This window comes from Rhizobium sp. WSM409 (assembly GCF_057653825.1).
Window position 1 is genome coordinate 1,827,438 of record NZ_CM172794.1, and the last position, 15,616, is coordinate 1,843,053.

Genomic DNA, 15,616 nt, shown 5'->3' on the forward strand with positions numbered 1-15,616 from the left:
GTCAGAGCGCCGGCCCTGTCGTGCTCCAGGGCGATTCGTAGAGTTCGTAGAGCGCCACCGCAGCGGCACCCTGCGCCCAGAAATCATCGGTCGAATCGTCGAAGACGAGTTCGCTCACCCCGCGCAGCGACGGCGGAATGGCGAGCGCATAAGCATCGCGCAGGCTGTTGAGAAAGGGTTCGCCGAGCGCCAGGCTCGACCCCACAAGAATGACCCGCGGCGGCGCAAACAGCGTGACGATATTGGCAATGGTCAAACCGACCGCTTCGCCGGCGCGGATGGCGGCACTGATCAGCCGGTCGTCATCGGCCTTGATCAGCGCCTGGGCATGGTTCATGCCGCGGCCGAGACGGATCGCCTCGGCAAACCGCCCGTCAGCCTGTTGTTCTCCGAGGATCGCGCTTTCGCCGGCCTGGCTGAAAAGCCGGACGACGCCATTTGGTCCCATGCCGAGCACCAGGTCGCCGAGATTGTGGCTGAGGCCGCCGGCACCGCGAAACAGGCTGTTGCCGTGCAGGACCCCGAGACCCAGTGTCTGCTCCAGAGAAATCAGCACCATATCTTCGAGATCGCGCGCCTTTCCAAACCAGTGATGGCCAAGCGTAATGGCGTGGGCGTCGCTTTCGACAATGGTCGGCGTTGCCAGCCGCGTCGACATTTCGGCGGCGAAATTGACATTGGTGTCGCGAAAGATCGGACTGCTTCTGATATAGCCGGTACGGTGCTCGATGACGCCGGGAAAGCCGAGGCAGACGCTGTCGACATCCTCCAGTGAAAGCCCGGCATCGACGACGCAGCGCCGGACACCATCCTCGACGAGATCGGCGATGACGCCGATCGGCTGCCGGTCGATGCGGATCGGCAAGGCAAGCTTCGACAGCACGTCGCCGCGGAAATTGGTGACGACGAAAACCATCCTGTTGGCGGCGATCTTGGCGCCGACCACGCGGGCCGCATCGGGATTGAGCTCCAGCATCACCCGCGGCCGTCCGCGCACAGCCTCATTGCGGATATCGCCTTCGTGACGCGGCAGTATCAGCCCGTCGTCGAGCAGCGAGGCGGTGATCGCCGAAACGGTCGTGGTGGAGAGTTCGGTACGCTCGCTGATCTCTATCCGCGAGATCGGACCATGGCGCCTGATGGTATCGAGCACGTTCAAGCGATTGATCGCGCGCATTAATTCGGGATCTGCGGTCTTCATGGGAACTAGCCAGGCGAGCGTTTCGTTGGGGCGGAACCCAAATATTTTTAACGGGTTACGAAATAAATAGCAGGGAATTCAGTGGTCCTGTCAAGCGCATTTGATAAAAATAGAGGCATTGGGTTGACAATATGCCAAAGCTCCGTTGAATTAATCCGCATAGGGGAAAAATTGTGAGGATAGCCCCCTGGGAGGAAAATCATGACTTTTAGGTTCAAGAGCGCCGCTCCTAGCGGCAGGCGTATCGCATCCATGGCCGCGGCCGCCGGCATGTTGCTGGCCGGAGCAGGTGCCGCTTCGGCGACGACGGTGGTCAAGTGGCTGCATCTCGAGCTCGACCCGAAATATGTCGCGGCCTGGGAAGACATCGTCAAGAAATACGAAGCCCAGCATCCCGACGTCGATATCCAGATGCAGTTTCTCGAAAACGAGGCCTTCAAGGCCAAGCTTCCGACATTGCTGCAGTCGGACGACGTGCCGGATTTCTTTTTCAGCTGGGGCGGCGGCGTCTTGAAGCAGCAGTCCGAGACCGGCGCGCTCCAGGATGTGACGCCGGCGCTGGATGCCGATGGCGGCAAATTGCGCGGCGCCTATAGCCCGGCTTCGGTCAGCGGCCTGACATTCGAGGGCAAGACCTGGGCTATTCCCTATAAGGTCGGCCTGGTCAGCTTTTTCTACAACAAGGAACTCTTTGCCAAGGCCGGCGTGAAGGCCGAGGACATCAAGAACTGGGCCGATTTTCTGGGTACCGTGAAGAAGATCAAGGCGGCAGGCATCGTGCCGATCGCCGGCGGCGGCGGTGAGAAATGGCCGATCCATTTCTACTGGAGCTATCTCGTCATGCGCGAAGGCGGACAGAAGGTCTTCGAATCGGCAAAGACCGGCCAGGGCGAAGGTTTCCTCGATCCCGCGATCATCAAGGCCGGCGACGATCTCGCCGAACTTGGAAAGCTCGAACCGTTCCAGCCCGGCTATCTCGGCTCGACCTGGCCGCAGGCGCTCGGCGTGTTCGGTGACGGCAAGGCTGCAATCATCCTCGGCTTTGAAAATACCGAGGCCAACCAGCGCAAGAATGCCGGCGACGGCAAGGGTCTCGCACCCGACAATATCGGCCGTTTCGCCTTCCCGGCAGTCGATGGCGGCGCCGGCAAGCCGACCGATACGCTCGGCGGTCTGAACGGCTGGGCCGTTACCAAGAAGGCATCCAAGGAAGCGCTCGATTTCCTCGCTTTCCTGACGAATGCGGACAATGAGCGGGCGATGGCCAAATCAGGCATGCTTCTGCCCGTTGCCGTCGGCGCCGGCGATGGCGTCACCAATCCGCTGCTTGCCGAATCGGCAAAACAGCTGGCCGGTTCGACCTGGCATCAGAACTATTTCGACCAGGATCTCGGTGCGGCCGTCGGCCGTGTCGTCAACGACGTGTCGGTGGAAATCGTCTCCGGGCAGATGAATTCCAAGGACGGCGCCCAGATGATCCAGGACGCTTTCGAACTGGAACAATAACCAGCGCCTGCAGACCTCTCCTGGCGCTCCAGAGCGGAGCGCCAGCATTGCTGCCGACGAGATGCGAAAGCAGGACCCATGGCCAATATTTCAGTCCCATCGATAACCACGGCCGCCAGGCCGGCAAAAAGAGCCGCAAACAGCAAGAGCTCGGTCGCCCATGACCGGCTGGCGGTGCTGTTGATCTTTCTGCCGCCGGCGCTGCTGCTTTTCACGCTCTTCGTCATCATGCCGATGGGCGAGGCGGCCTGGTACAGCCTTTACAAGTGGAACGGCTACGGCACGCCGACCGAGTTCATCGCGCTGCGCAATTTCCAGGTTCTGTTTCGAAATGCGGCCTTCACGCAGGCGCTGGTCAATAACGGCCTGATCATCGTGATCTCGATCTGCATCCAGGTGCCGCTCGCCATCTGGCTGGCCACCATGTTGGCGCACCGCATTCCGGGTGTCGTCGGCTACCGCCTGATCTTCTTCCTGCCCTATGTGCTGGCAGACGTTGCCGCGGGCCTTATCTGGCGCTTCGTCTATGATGGCGACTATGGCCTGTTTGCCGCCGTTTCCAACTTCTTCGGCTTCGCCAACCCTTATGTGCTCGCCGACAAGGACGTGGCGATCTATGCCGTGCTTGGGGTGATCGTCTGGAAATATTTCGGCTTCCACATGATGCTGTTCATCGCCGGGCTGCAATCGGTCGACAAGAGCGTGCTGGAGGCGGCCGAAATCGACGGCGCCACCGGCTGGCAGAAGTTCCGTTACGTCACGCTGCCGCTGCTCGGCTCGACCTTGCGTCTTTCCATCTTCTTTGCCGTCGTCGGCTCGCTGCAGCTGTTCGACATGATCATGCCGCTGACGGGCGGCGGGCCGTCCAACTCCACCCAGACGATGGTCACCTTCCTCTACACCTATGGCGTCATGCGCATGCAGGTCGGCCTCGGCAGCGCCGTCGGCGTCGTGCTCTTCATCATCTGCGTGACGCTCGCCTTCGGTTACAAAAGGATATTCATGCGCCATGACTGATATGAGCTCTTCCATCCGCATGAGCACGTCCACGCGCGTCTATCTCTACGTGTCGCTGAGCCTGATTGCCGCGATCGTGCTCGTGCCGCTGCTGACGACGGCGCTCGGCGGCTTCAAGACGCTGGGCGACCTGCGCACCAATCCCTTCGGCCTGCCGACGGAGTGGCAATGGGCGAACTATACCGATATTCTTTTCGGTGAACGCTACTGGCTGCAGATCGGCAATTCGCTGGTGATCGCGTCGCTCACCGTCCTCCTGACGCTGATCGTCTCGTCCATGGCGGCTTTCGCCTTTGCCCATGTCCGGTTTTTCGGATCGTCGTTCCTGCTCAATTATTTCCTGCTCGGCCTGATGTTTCCGGCGGCAACTGCGATCCTGCCGCTCTTCATCCGCATCCGCGATCTCGGCCTGCTCGATACCTATTGGGGTGTGGTACTGCCGCAGGTGGCTTTCGGTCTCGGCATGAGCATCCTGCTGTTTCGAAACTATTTCCGCAACCTTCCGGAAGAATTGTTTCAGGCGGCTTTCGTCGATGGCTGCGGCTATCTCCGCTTCTTCTGGCATATCTCGCTGCCGCTTTCCCGGCCGATCGTCGCCACCGTCAGTATCATTTCCTTCGTCGGCAGCTGGAACAGCTACATCCTGCCGCTGATCATGCTGAACTCGGAATCGAAATATCCCTGGCCGCTCGGCATCATGGTCTATCGCGGCGAGTACGGCACGGAATGGCAGCTGGTGCTGGCCTTCATCACGCTGACCATCCTTCCCACCATCATCGTCTTTTTCGTCGCCCAGAGACACATCATCGCCGGTCTGACCGCCGGCGCCGTGAAGTCCTGAGCCGAACCATTGGAGGTGCAATCATGGCATCCGTTGAACTCACCGATATCAGTAAGACCTATGGCGCCGTAGACGTCATCCACGGCATTTCGCTTCATATTGAGGATGGGGAATTCGTCGCGCTCGTCGGCCCGTCCGGTTGCGGAAAGTCGACGCTGCTGCGGATGATCGCCGGCCTCGAGGAGATCACCGACGGCGAGATCGCCATCGGCGGCAAAGTCGTCAACGCCATGACGCCGCGCGAGCGCAACATCGCCATGGTCTTCCAATCCTACGCGCTTTACCCGCACATGACCGTTGCCGAAAACATGGGCTTCAATCTGAAGCTCGCCGGCGTTGCCAAACCGCAGATCGAGGCCCGGGTGGCCGAAGCCGCCCGCATGCTGGATCTCGCCAACCTCCTCGACCGCAAGCCGGCTCAGCTCTCCGGCGGCCAGCGCCAGCGCGTCGCCATGGGCCGTGCCGTCGTGCGCAATCCCGCCGTCTTCCTGTTCGACGAACCGCTGTCCAACCTCGATGCCAAGTTGCGCGTGCAGATGCGCTCGGAAATCAAGACGCTGCACCAGAAGGTCAGGACGACCTCGATCTATGTCACCCATGACCAGATCGAAGCGATGACGCTTGCCGACCGCATCGTCGTGCTCAATCAGGGCAGGGTGGAGCAAGAGGGGACGCCGCTCGAACTTTACAGGAAGCCCGCCAATCTCTTCGTCGCCGCCTTCATCGGATCGCCGGCGATGAACATGCTCGAAGGCACAGTGGACGGCGAAAATGGTGGGCCTGCTGCTCGTCTCAGCGACGGCACGGCAATCCGCATCGCGCCCGACCGCAAGGTCAAGGCCGGCCAGGCGGTCACCATCGGCCTGCGCCCCGAACATCTCATTCCAGGCGTCGCCGCCGGCACGCCGCTCGCCGGCCGGACGATGCTGGTGGAACCGACAGGCGCCCAGACCCATGTCGTCTTCGATCTCGCCGGACAGCAGGTAACCGCCATCGTCGACGGCGAATACCCCGCCCGTTACGGCGCCGTCTTCGAGGCAAGTATTACGAGTGATCAGGTGCACGTCTTCGACCGCGGTACTGGTGTGGCGCTGTAGACGGGGCGGTTTGTCCCACGGCTGTCCGATTCGCGGCGACGAGCGGGAACCGGGGAGGGTGCGGCATATCCTCTTCTCCCTGAGGAGAGAAGAGGGAGTCGAGAGATCGCGCGATGCCCGTTTGCGCGCAAGCCGAGTTAGAAGGACGGGCGAGACACATGGCTCCAGCTAGTCAATGCTGTGATTTGTCTTGCCATTTCGCGAGCCGTTCTCGGCGCGTTTTCGAAAATTGAATAACATCGAATATAAAACTGTCTTCTTCCGGAAAGTCTTTCTTGATCTGCTCGATTTCCTTGCCATCGCGGATGCGCCCGGATCGCCGCTGTCGCCCGTGCCTGTGCGGTTCCGGCATGATCTTTCCATCGAACCGTGTGCTGGTGTCCAAATACGCCGATCATCTGCCGCTTTACCGGCAGGCCCAAATCATGAGCCGCCAAGGTATCGATCTCGACCGCTCAACACTCGCCGACTGGGTCGGTGGTGCAGCATTCGAACTGCGCCCCGTCTTCGATGCGCTGATTGCCGACCTGAAGCGCTCGACCAAGCTCTTCATGGACGAGACCCGTGCGCCAGTTCTTGATCCCGGCTCCCGCAAAACCAAAACAGGATACTTCTGGGCGCTGGCTCGTGATGACCGACCGTGGGGCGGTGGTGTTCCACCTGGCGTCGCCAGACAGAGACCCATTGGATGAAGGCGGAACTCATCCCAAACCGCTTGGCTGAAATCTAACGACGGCTTCTGGCGCAGAGTTGCCTGCCATCAAATCGAAAGTCTACCCGACAACGTGCGAGTGGCACACCGCTTCGTTGCACTTCATTCTAGCTTTGCATCAGAGCCATCTGAGTACATGATGAGGCCGTCAAGATAGGGGCGATTCATGAAGTGCATCTCTGAACTTTTGATGGGATTGGCGGGAGCGACGTTGGTCGTTATTAGCGCAGTTCACCCGGCGGAAGCTAACAGTGACAATGGCGAAGACCCATCTTGTGAAATCGTCAACTTTGCATACGCGGCAACCATGAACGCTACCCGGTCGAGCGTGACGGCTTATGCCGAGCAGGACGATGGATCTTTAGTGTTTATTGCCGATTTGCGAACCCAGTTAGGTACTAATTATCTGAAAGATTCAACGCGAAAGCAATGGATCCGTTACCCACAGACAAAGTGGGTTCCAGCGGACCGATTTGGTCCAAAAATAACTGACTGTGTATTTAAGGGTGATGAAAGTCACCCGGATCTCGCAGCAAAGCACTATTCAGCTATCCGTCATGAGGCACCGCATGTCTCTAAAGTGGATTTTTGGATTACGCATGACGATGGACGAATTGTAAAAATGCGAATTGGGCCGTGGGGGGTCAAGCTTAAGTCCGGACTAGGAGTAATTGAAATCCGGAAGTTCGATGATGAGGCATTGACCCCTCCGCTTTGATCCGCAGCCGCAACAGAGTTGCGCTTCCATTCGAACGGTATGTCCGATGCTTTTGTCGAAATCCTGAAGCGGAATTACACGCGAATATCAGTTCCACAGGACGCTGAAACAGCGCTCCAATCGCGCCGACGTCCAGTTTCCGTGAAAACCTTAAACCGCTGCGCCGGCACGTCTGAACTGGTGCTATGTGTAAATCATGTAATCGTCATATGTCGAAGCCCCGTTCGGCAACAACATCAACAATCACACGCTGATCCGGAAGGTGGGGCCATAACACCGCTTACAGTGCGGAAGTTGATCGTTCATCAAAATGATCACTATTCATCTGCGGCCTCTATTGTGCTGTCGCTTCCGGAATTTCGATCAAAAGACCGAAACGGACGGATGAGCGGCTAAGCCATTTGGTTTCTCAACGATATCCGCCGCCACCGGACGTTGCCAATGCCACAAGTTGCACTATTGTCTGTCCGGCACGCAAAAACCTGATGGTGATTATGCCGGTAGTAACTCGACATCTCATTGACCGGGGTGACGGAGCCACGGTCGAGCTTTTTCAAGCTCAAGCCGCAAGCGAAGCGCCCGCAGGAGCAATCCTATTTGTCCACGGCAATCAGGGTGGCCGTCTGCTTGGAGGGATAGAGGCGGTCGACAGCGGCGCGTTGCTTCGCTTCTGTTCTGGTTTGAATATCACTGCTGCGGCAGTCTCGCAGCCCGGTTTTGGTGCATCAGATGGCCCTCCAGATTTCTGCGGTCCCAAAACCCAGCAAGCGATCATAGCTGCTCTCGCTTTCCTGCGGGGCCAGCCTTCCGTCGATCCCAACCGAATTGTTCTCTATGGAAACAGTCGTGGTGCCGTTGCATCGGCAATGGTCGCCACCCAGGTTTCTGATCTGCGAGCAGTCATCCTATCCAGCGGCGTCTACGATCTTGAAGTCGCTTATCACGAGAGTTCAGACGGTTTGCGGTGGGCTATCGAGAAAGAGGCGGGGCTATCGAGAGAGGCCTTTCTGGCTCGCTCTGCATTGCATTATGCGCCCGAAGTTCGGTCTGAGACGCTGTTGCTGCATGGAAAGCATGACGACCGTGCTCCTGTTGCCCAAGCCGAACTCTTCTCAAAAGCTCTGTCCAATGCCGGAGTCCTGGCGACGCTTCACCTCTTTGAGTGTGGACATCAAATTCCAAGGAACCACATGCAGGGAGCTCTCAGGCCCTTCCTGCAAAGGGTGTTCAATCCCGTCGTGACGTACCACTAAGGCAGCATGACAGCTTCGGGCAGCGGGAAAGTGACGAAAACCTAAAAGAGATTAAGCCCATACCCGCCTCTTGAAGGAGGAGAAAAGATGAAACGCATCGAGATGGAGGTGAGCGGCGGCTGCCAGTGCGGTGCCGTGCGCTACCACGCAACCGCTATGTTTGACAATTCGCATCTCTGCCATTGCCGCATGTGCCAAAAAGCCTCGGGCAACGTCTTTGCCGCGCTCGTCGCCGCGCCCGATGATGCGCTCAGCTGGACACGCGGCAAGCCGAGCGTCTGGAAGAGTTCGGAGCTTGTCGAGCGCGGCTTCTGCGCCAATTGCGGCACGCCATTGTTCTTCCACCACCTCGAAAACGGTCGCACCAACCTGATGATCGGTTCGCTTGACGATCCGCACGCCTTCTCGCCGCTTGCCAATACCTGCACCGAGAACATGGTGGCATGGTTCGATACGATCACGGGCATAGAAAATACCGGTGCGACCGAAGACAACGGCGCCGACTGGGCGGCGGCGATCAAGGAGAGCAACAACCAGCACCCCGATCACGATACCGCCTCATGGGCGGTGAGGGGGCGTGATGGCTGAGTCCTATCCGGTGCTGCGCTGTCCGAGGCCATGGCGTGTGGGCAGTGGCGGGGGCTTTGCTCTGCGACCGGGATCGTTGCACATCGATGCTACCGACCACCGCTAGGCGGGCGATAGCATCGGTTGACGAGGGCTACTGTGCTCCTGCGGCCGCTTCTATGACCGCAGCCACTTCCTTGGCGTGCGAGGCCAGCGAGGCGTGGCCACCCTCGACCGTCGTCACCTTGGCCTTCATCCGTTCGGCAAAGAAAGCCTGTGCGTGGGGATCAAGGACGAGGTCCTTGGAGCTCAGGACGTACCAGCTTGGCTTGTCGTGCCATGCCGCGACCTCAGCAGGTGCATCGAAGGCAGTGTGGTTGATCGGCATCTGGTGCGCTGCCAGATGTTCACCGATCTTCTTGGGCAGGTCGCCCGCCACTGCACTGGGGAATACTGCAGGATCGATGGTCAAGTAACCCTTTGCGTCGGGCCGAATGGCCGCCGCTCCGGGAGTTGCCGGACCGCTGGCTGCCAATGCTGTGATGGTTTCACCTTTCTCGGGCGCAAAGGCCGAGACATAGACGAGTGACGCCACCTTGGCGTTGTCGCCCGCCTCGCCGATCACCACGCCACCCCAGGAATGCCCCACCAGGACAACCGGGCCATTTTGCGCATCCAGCACCGCATTGGTGGCAGCGACGTCGTCAGCAAGCGAGGTCAATGGGTTCTTTACCGCAGTCACCTTGTAGCCCTTGGCGGTCAGGATTGCAGCGACGCCGTCCCAACTGGTTTCGTCGACGAAGGCGCCGTGGACAAGAACGATATTCTTGATTGTTTGATCCGGGAGAGCCGGCTGGGCCCACGCGGGTGCAGCACCAAGCATGCCGGTCGTCAGCATCAGGGCGGACATAAGAAGAGATTTCATTTGGAGCTCCTACAGGGCGCATCAGCGCAATTGCTTAATTCGGATAATCTGCAATGCTATCGCCTACGCGACGGCAGGAAGACCAGGATGGCCTTGCCTTCGCGCAAACACTTGAACTGCCAGATAATTCCTCGTTGAAGACAAAACCAAACTAGGGCTCACCGAGATGGATCACCATGACCAGAGCCCCGCAATGCATGCTCCGTCGTCCAAAAATGCGATTATGCTCGCCTCTCGGGTGGATCTGCTCTCCCAGATTTTGGCCATGGTCAGCCTGCATGGCGAAATCGTCTTTACAGTTGAGCTCAGCCAACCATGGGCGTTACGCTTTCATCCAGGAGCGGCTTATTTCTTCATCGTGCTCGAAGGGGGCCTGAGCGTTGTGAACGATCAGGGCCATGCCTTGCAGGTGGCAACTGGCGATCTGATCATGCTGCCGAGAGGCCTTGGACACGGCTTGAGCGATGGCGAGTGTGCAACTGAGGCTGACTTGGCAGCCCTGATGGCGGCGCAGGTTACCGCCGAAAAACTCAATGTCTCCCACGGCGGAGGCGGCCAGCAGACCAAGCTTATCGCCGGAGCCTTTCGGTTCGAAAGCGCTTCCGTGCCCTGGCTCGTATCGGCACTGCCGTCGGTCATACACATTCCAAAAGCTAGCGGCGAGACCGCCGGATGCGCCGAGGGCCTTGGCTACTTCATGATGAAGGAAGCCCAGGAGGTGTATCCCGGCGCGTCCATCATGATTTCACGGCTGATCGACGTGCTGGTGATCAGTATCCTGCGGAGCTGGGTGCGGATCGAGCGGGGCGGCAATGTCGGCTGGCTTGGAGCGCTCGGGGATGCGCGCATCAGCCGCGCGCTCAAGGCCATCCACGACGAACCTTATCGGCGCTGGACCGTGCTCGATCTGGCTCGGGTGGCGGGCCTGTCTCGGTCCGGCTTCGCGGCGCGATTTACAGCATTGGTGAAAGAAGCGCCACTTTCCTACCACAGTCGCTGGCGGCTGACGCTCGCCTTGGGCTTGATGCGCCAGCCTGATGCCAAGGTTGGGTCGGTCGCCAGGCAAGTCGGCTATGATTCCGAAGCAGCCTTCAGCCGAGCCTTCAAGGCACAGTTTGGTTTTGCGCCCATGAATGCCAAATCGACAACTATTCAGGATCGATGATGGTGTAGATCCGGCGCAATGCATGAACTCGCCCTGATAACAGACACGTCGCTTCCGGCCCCGTAGCGGTCGTCTATCCAAACCGAGCCGATGTCCGTTGCTGGTGCGAACCGGACAGCCGCCGGGCCACCCCGGCGGCCTACTGCCGCGATATATTATTCCGCCGCGATCCGTGTGACGCCGTTGGCCTGGACGATCTTTTCCAGCAGCGCGAGCTCATCCTGGGAAAGATCCGTCAGAGGCGGGCGCACGGGGCCTGGGTTCTGCCCGAGGACGCGAAGGCCGGCTTTGATGATCGAGACGGCATATCCCTTCTTGCGATTGCGCAAGGCGACGAAGGGGAAGAAGAAGCCCTTCAAGATCTCATCGACGGTCGCCTGATCGCCGGTGCGCAAGGCGCCGTAAAAGCGCTGGGCAAGCGCTGGTACGAAGTTGAACACGGCCGATGAATAGGTCGTCACGCCTGCGGCAAAATAGGCCTGGGCATAAACCTCGTGGGTCGGCATGCCGCCGACATAGACGAGACGATCGCCAAGCAGGGTGGTAATCTCGATCACCTTGTCGACATCGCCGACGCCGTCCTTGAAGCCGATCAGGTTCGGGCATTCCTCCGCCAGGCGCGCGATGCTGTCGGCGGTCAGGACGGCGTTGTCGCGGTTATAGACGATGACGCCGATGCCGACCGATTGGCAGACCGCCTTGACGTGGGCGATGAGACCCGCCTGTTCGGCAAACATCAGATAGGGCGGCAGCAGCAGCAGTCCGTCGGCGCCGGCCTTCTCGGCCGCGACTGCGATCTCGATTGCGAGCGACGTGCCGTAGCCGGTTCCCGAAATGATCGGCGTCTTGCCGGCCGACGCCTTGGCGGCCCGGATCACCTGCGGAATCTCGGCCGGATTAAGCGAGAAGAATTCACCGGTGCCGCCGGCGGCAAACAGTGCAGCGGCGTCATAACCTGCAAGCCACTCGACATGGCGGCTGTACTTCGCTTCGTCAAATTTCAGTTGATCGTCGAAGTGCGTAACCGGAAACGACAGGAGACCACTACCGACGGCCTTCTTCAATTCAATCGGGTTCATCATGAAGTCCTATTTCTTACGTGTTGAAAACCGGGTCACTCGCTGTCGAGCACTTGCAGAAGTGCGGCGATATAGCCGTAGCAGAAGGCAAATGCGGTGGCGGTTGGATCCTTGCCGCTGACGGTCGGCACATGGTCGGGCATCAGCATGTATTTGAAGCCCACCTCCTTGTAGATCCTGGCGGAGCGGACCATGTCCATGTCGCCTTCTTCAGGGAAGGTCTCCATGAAGGACAGCTTGCCGCCGCGAATATTGCGGAAGTGAACATTGAAGATCTTACCGCGCTGGCCGAACCAGCGGATGACATCGTCGATTTCCTTGCCGGGATTTTCCAGCATCTCGCCGATCGAACCCTGGCAGAAATTGAGGCCGTGATAGGGGTTTTCGCGCATTAGCACGAATTTCTTTAGGCCTTCCACCGTGCCGAGCACCCGCGTGACGCCGCGATAGCCCGGCGGCGTATAGGGATCGTGCGGATGGCAGGCGAGCCGGACGCGGTTGCTTGCAGCGACAGGAACGACGCGTTCCAGGAAATAGTCGATCCGTTCCCAGTTTTCGTCTTCGGAAAGCACACCGGCAAGGCCGGGCTCGGCCTGCTGATCCGTCTTGTCCCAGCGGAAGCTCGCATTCAGAGATCCGCCGCGCCCCGGCTCATCCGGCGTACGGGGAATGCCGATCAGGTTGAGATTGTACTTCACCGCAGGAATGCCGGCGGCGGCGGTATTCTCGATCAGCTTGCAGACGGCGTCGATCTGTCTGTCGCGATCGGGGCCGGCAAGCAGAATATCAGGATAGGAAGCCTTCTCGATCGGCTGCGAGGGCAGCGGCAACTGGATCATGTCGAGGATCAGGCCGAAGCTTTCGACCTTGTCGCGATGGCGCTCGAGATCGGAGAGCGTCCAGCTGCTCGGCTTCCCCGGTGGGTCGGCATTGATATGCTTCACGCCCAGTTGCGCGAAGATACGATAATCGTCGTCGTCCCGCGCGGCGACCTGTGTTCCCAGATACATATTTGAGTCTCTTTCAAAATTATCCAATGTCATATGACATAATATGAATTTCGAAGAGTGTCGAGCCCTATTGCTGCTCCGCGAGCATGCGATAACGGCGTTGGCTGGCCAGCATATGCGCCCGCATTGCCTGTCTCGCCCGCTCCGGATCCTGGTCGGCGATCGCTGACAGGATCTCGACATGTTCGGCATAGACCTTCTGAAGATAGTCGCGGTCATTGGCCTCGGGAAGCGTCGGAAATTGGCCGCGGGGAATGGCTTTTGGGCCGAATTGGCGCAAGACGGCAACATAGAATCGGTTGTTCGTGGCGGCGGCGATTGCCATGTGGAAGGCATAATCCGCCTCCACCGTCTGCTGTCCCGTCTCGATCAGGTTCGCCATCCTGCGGTTGGCTTCGCGGATCGCCGCTTCCTGCTCGGCGGTGCGGCGATAGGCGGCGATCGCCGCCGCTTCACCCTCGGCGGCCATGCGAAACTCCAGCAATTCCAGGGTTTCCGGAATGCTCTTGATTTCCACTGGTGTTAAGGAAAGCATCGAATGCGTCTTCGGATCCGCGACGAAGACGCCTTTGCCCTGGATCGGCTTGACGAAGCCAGCCGACCTCAGATCGGCTATCGCCTCGCGCACCACAGTGCGGCTGACGCCGAATGTCGCTTCGAGCTGCGGCTCGGTCGGCAGCTGGTCGCCGACGCGCAGCTTCCCCGTTTCGATTTGCGCCCGCAGCTGATCGATAACCTGTTGCGCCAGTCTTTGCCGGCCCCGGCTGAGTGTCGTCATTTCGGCTCCCCCAATCCCTTCGCATCAAGTCTCTGTCGCCCGGGACTTGTCAATCTTATCGGACTTCGTTAAATCATAATACGACATACGGACGACATAATATGTTTCCTATAGTAATCCAGGGAGGAGTGACAATGAAGCATTTTTCTAAGAGCTTGTTCGTCGGTGCCGTCATCGGCGCCCTGACGATATCGGCAGCGCAGCTGCAGGCCGCCACGCCGCAGGACCAGCTGGTGATTGGCACTTCGCTGGCGCAGGTTTTGTCGCTCGATCCGCAGCAGGCGACCGAAGGCAAGGCGGTCGAAATCATGTCGAATCTGTACGATCGGCTGGTTGCCAGCACGGCTGATGGCAAGATCCTTCCGCAACTGGCGGAAAGCTGGAAGATTGACGACAAGGGCATCACCTTTACGCTGCGCAAGGCCAATTTCGCCTCCGGTAACCCGGTCACCTCGAAGGATGTCGTCTATTCACTGGCGCGGCTCCTGAAAATGGACCAGGCCGCCGCCGCTAACCTCAAGCGCGTCGGCTACGACAAGGACAATGTCGAAAAGCTCGTCAAGGCCGTCGACGATCAGACGGTGCGGATCGATCTCTCCGACCAGGTGACGGCAGAGCTTCTGCTCTATCGGCTGACAACGACGACGACCAGCGTGGTCGACAGCGTCGAAGTCGAGAGCCACGCCGTCGATAACGACTACGGAAACGCGTGGATGCGAACGCATTCTGCCGGCTCCGGTCCGTTTACCCTCAATCGCTGGTCTCCGAACGAACTGGTGATCCTCGACGCCAACAAGGACTATATGGCAGGCACGCCGAAGATGCGTCGCGTCATCGTCCGGCATGTGCCTGAAAGCCAGGTCGAGCGGCTGATGCTTGAACGCGGCGATATCGATATTGCCAGCGCCTTGACCGCATCGGATCTCGCGACGTTCCAGACCAAGAAAGGCTTTGCCATCCAGCGTATTCCGACGGGCGGTTTCTACGTGCTGTCGATGAATGCCGGCAACAAATACCTCGCCAATCCGAAGGTTCGCGAAGCCATCGCCTATGGCATCGACTACAAGGGCATCGAAAAGACGATCATGGGCCCTTACGGCCGGGCGAGAAACGTTCCCGTTCCGGAGAATTTCGAATATGCCATCCCGAACCCCGATTGGCATCTCGACGTCGAAAAGTCGAAACAGCTGCTGAGCGAGGCAGGCTTCAAGGACGGCTTTTCGCTGACGCTGAAGACCATCGCGCAAACGCCGCGCATCGATCTTGCCACCGCCATCCAGGCATCGCTTGCTCAAGTTGGCATCAAGATCGACATCCAGCAGGGCAACGGCTCGGAAATCATCGCCGCCCATCGCGCCAGGGATTTCGATCTGCTGATCCCGCAGACCAGCGCCTATATGCCGAACGTGCTCGGCTCGATGGAGCAGTTTTCCTCCAATCCCGACAATTCGAAGGAAGCCAACAATGCCGGCAATTTCGTCTGGCGCTCGGCCTGGGATATTCCGGAACTCACGGCGCTGACGGCGAAAGCATCGATGGAGCCGGACGCCAAGAAGCGTGGCGAACTCTATGTTCAGATGCAGAAGATGTTCGTCGAACAGAAGCCGGCGGTGCTTCCGCTCTTCGAGCGCTTTGAGCCGATCGTCCTCAATAGCAAGGTCGAGGGATATGTGGGGCATCCGTCTCAGCTGACGCGTCTCGAGAACGTCACCAAGGTCGAAACCCAGTAATACTTCCAGGACAGCCG

At 59.2% G+C, this 15,616-nt stretch carries 15 protein-coding genes and 1 pseudogene; 10 read left to right on the forward strand and 6 right to left on the reverse strand.

The genetic code is table 11. The annotated features are described in order from the left end of the window. Position 1: 1 nt before the first annotated feature. Entirely contained in the window at positions 2–1,201 is a 1,200-nt protein-coding gene (locus AC25BC_RS09295; RefSeq protein WP_017994023.1) for an ROK family transcriptional regulator, read from the reverse strand. A gap of 201 nt (positions 1,202–1,402) precedes the next feature. On the opposite strand from AC25BC_RS09295, the gene AC25BC_RS09300 reads away from it, so the two are divergent. From AC25BC_RS09300 to AC25BC_RS09315, 4 genes are all read left to right on the forward strand, one after another. Beyond that, on the forward strand, positions 1,403–2,707 hold the full coding sequence (locus AC25BC_RS09300) for an ABC transporter substrate-binding protein (protein ID WP_128439388.1): 1,305 nt from the start codon (positions 1,403–1,405) through the stop codon (positions 2,705–2,707). A gap of 78 nt (positions 2,708–2,785) precedes the next feature. Continuing rightward, positions 2,786–3,724 (forward strand): carbohydrate ABC transporter permease, encoded by a 939-nt coding sequence (locus AC25BC_RS09305; protein ID WP_003559249.1) that lies wholly within the window; start codon positions 2,786–2,788, stop codon positions 3,722–3,724. Beyond that, positions 3,717–4,565, forward strand: a complete 849-nt coding sequence (locus AC25BC_RS09310) for a carbohydrate ABC transporter permease (protein ID WP_003539503.1) — start codon at positions 3,717–3,719, stop codon at positions 4,563–4,565. Before AC25BC_RS09305 ends, AC25BC_RS09310 begins: the two co-directional genes overlap by 8 nt. A 23-nt stretch (positions 4,566–4,588) precedes the next feature. Then, positions 4,589–5,662, forward strand: coding sequence for an ABC transporter ATP-binding protein (locus AC25BC_RS09315; protein WP_128439389.1), 1,074 nt, complete (start codon positions 4,589–4,591; stop codon positions 5,660–5,662). Positions 5,663–5,834: 172 nt separating this feature from the next. Here the strand turns inward: AC25BC_RS09315 and AC25BC_RS09320 are convergent, their stop codons facing one another. Beyond that, positions 5,835–6,014: a hypothetical protein gene (locus AC25BC_RS09320; protein ID WP_128439390.1), complete on the reverse strand. Its 180-nt coding sequence runs from the start codon at positions 6,012–6,014 to the stop codon at positions 5,835–5,837. A 16-nt stretch (positions 6,015–6,030) separates the two neighbouring features. On the opposite strand from AC25BC_RS09320, the pseudogene AC25BC_RS09325 reads away from it, so the two are divergent. From AC25BC_RS09325 to AC25BC_RS09340, 4 genes and pseudogenes are all read left to right on the forward strand, one after another. Beyond that, a pseudogene (locus AC25BC_RS09325) lies at positions 6,031–6,333 on the forward strand (IS66 family transposase); the annotation flags it as partial. Positions 6,334–6,540: 207 nt separating this feature from the next. Beyond that, positions 6,541–7,092, forward strand: a complete 552-nt coding sequence (locus AC25BC_RS09330) for a hypothetical protein (RefSeq protein WP_082229815.1) — start codon at positions 6,541–6,543, stop codon at positions 7,090–7,092. A gap of 485 nt (positions 7,093–7,577) precedes the next feature. Next, positions 7,578–8,345: an alpha/beta hydrolase family protein gene (locus AC25BC_RS09335; RefSeq protein WP_128439271.1), complete on the forward strand. Its 768-nt coding sequence runs from the start codon at positions 7,578–7,580 to the stop codon at positions 8,343–8,345. An 87-nt stretch (positions 8,346–8,432) separates the two neighbouring features. After that, the gene (locus AC25BC_RS09340) at positions 8,433–8,933 is read left to right on the forward strand and encodes a GFA family protein (RefSeq protein ID WP_012757393.1); all 501 of its coding nucleotides are present in this window, start codon (positions 8,433–8,435) and stop codon (positions 8,931–8,933) included. A 133-nt stretch (positions 8,934–9,066) separates the two neighbouring features. On the opposite strand, the gene AC25BC_RS09345 is transcribed toward AC25BC_RS09340, so the two are convergent. Continuing rightward, complete coding sequence (locus AC25BC_RS09345) at positions 9,067–9,837, reverse strand: alpha/beta fold hydrolase (protein ID WP_128439272.1); 771 nt, start codon at positions 9,835–9,837, stop codon at positions 9,067–9,069. Between the two features lie 166 nt (positions 9,838–10,003). On the opposite strand from AC25BC_RS09345, the gene AC25BC_RS09350 reads away from it, so the two are divergent. Beyond that, positions 10,004–11,002: an AraC family transcriptional regulator gene (locus AC25BC_RS09350; RefSeq protein WP_245459830.1), complete on the forward strand. Its 999-nt coding sequence runs from the start codon at positions 10,004–10,006 to the stop codon at positions 11,000–11,002. Between the two features lie 155 nt (positions 11,003–11,157). On the opposite strand, the gene kdgD is transcribed toward AC25BC_RS09350, so the two are convergent. From kdgD to AC25BC_RS09365, 3 genes are all read right to left on the reverse strand, one after another. Next, positions 11,158–12,084 carry a 5-dehydro-4-deoxyglucarate dehydratase gene (kdgD, locus tag AC25BC_RS09355; protein WP_041935523.1) on the reverse strand — a complete coding sequence of 309 codons (927 nt, stop codon included), beginning with the start codon at positions 12,082–12,084 and terminating at the stop codon, positions 11,158–11,160. Positions 12,085–12,116: 32 nt separating this feature from the next. Further along, the gene (locus AC25BC_RS09360; RefSeq protein ID WP_012757396.1) at positions 12,117–13,091 is read right to left on the reverse strand and encodes a mannonate dehydratase; all 975 of its coding nucleotides are present in this window, start codon (positions 13,089–13,091) and stop codon (positions 12,117–12,119) included. A gap of 67 nt (positions 13,092–13,158) precedes the next feature. After that, positions 13,159–13,869 carry a FadR/GntR family transcriptional regulator gene (locus tag AC25BC_RS09365; protein ID WP_012757397.1) on the reverse strand — a complete coding sequence of 237 codons (711 nt, stop codon included), beginning with the start codon at positions 13,867–13,869 and terminating at the stop codon, positions 13,159–13,161. 134 nt (positions 13,870–14,003) lie between these two features. Between AC25BC_RS09365 and AC25BC_RS09370 the strand changes: the two genes are divergently transcribed. Further along, a complete protein-coding gene (locus tag AC25BC_RS09370) occupies positions 14,004–15,599 on the forward strand; it encodes an ABC transporter substrate-binding protein (RefSeq protein ID WP_003559263.1) in 1,596 nt (531 codons plus the stop codon). The last annotated feature ends 17 nt before the right edge of the window (positions 15,600–15,616 follow it).

Coding starts and splice junctions, on each gene's coding strand:
- AC25BC_RS09345 (WP_128439272.1), bottom strand. CDS start 9,837: ATGAAATCTCTTCTTATGTCCGCCCTGATGCTGACGACCGGCATGCTT.
- AC25BC_RS09350 (WP_245459830.1), top strand. CDS start 10,004: ATGGATCACCATGACCAGAGCCCCGCAATGCATGCTCCGTCGTCCAAA.
- AC25BC_RS09360 (WP_012757396.1), bottom strand. CDS start 13,091: ATGTATCTGGGAACACAGGTCGCCGCGCGGGACGACGACGATTATCGT.
- AC25BC_RS09330 (WP_082229815.1), top strand. CDS start 6,541: ATGAAGTGCATCTCTGAACTTTTGATGGGATTGGCGGGAGCGACGTTG.
- kdgD (WP_041935523.1), bottom strand. CDS start 12,084: ATGATGAACCCGATTGAATTGAAGAAGGCCGTCGGTAGTGGTCTCCTG.
- AC25BC_RS09320 (WP_128439390.1), bottom strand. CDS start 6,014: ATGCCGGAACCGCACAGGCACGGGCGACAGCGGCGATCCGGGCGCATC.
- AC25BC_RS09295 (WP_017994023.1), bottom strand. CDS start 1,201: ATGAAGACCGCAGATCCCGAATTAATGCGCGCGATCAATCGCTTGAAC.
- AC25BC_RS09310 (WP_003539503.1), top strand. CDS start 3,717: ATGACTGATATGAGCTCTTCCATCCGCATGAGCACGTCCACGCGCGTC.
- AC25BC_RS09340 (WP_012757393.1), top strand. CDS start 8,433: ATGAAACGCATCGAGATGGAGGTGAGCGGCGGCTGCCAGTGCGGTGCC.
- AC25BC_RS09370 (WP_003559263.1), top strand. CDS start 14,004: ATGAAGCATTTTTCTAAGAGCTTGTTCGTCGGTGCCGTCATCGGCGCC.
- AC25BC_RS09300 (WP_128439388.1), top strand. CDS start 1,403: ATGACTTTTAGGTTCAAGAGCGCCGCTCCTAGCGGCAGGCGTATCGCA.
- AC25BC_RS09305 (WP_003559249.1), top strand. CDS start 2,786: ATGGCCAATATTTCAGTCCCATCGATAACCACGGCCGCCAGGCCGGCA.
- AC25BC_RS09365 (WP_012757397.1), bottom strand. CDS start 13,869: ATGACGACACTCAGCCGGGGCCGGCAAAGACTGGCGCAACAGGTTATC.
- AC25BC_RS09335 (WP_128439271.1), top strand. CDS start 7,578: ATGGTGATTATGCCGGTAGTAACTCGACATCTCATTGACCGGGGTGAC.
- AC25BC_RS09315 (WP_128439389.1), top strand. CDS start 4,589: ATGGCATCCGTTGAACTCACCGATATCAGTAAGACCTATGGCGCCGTA.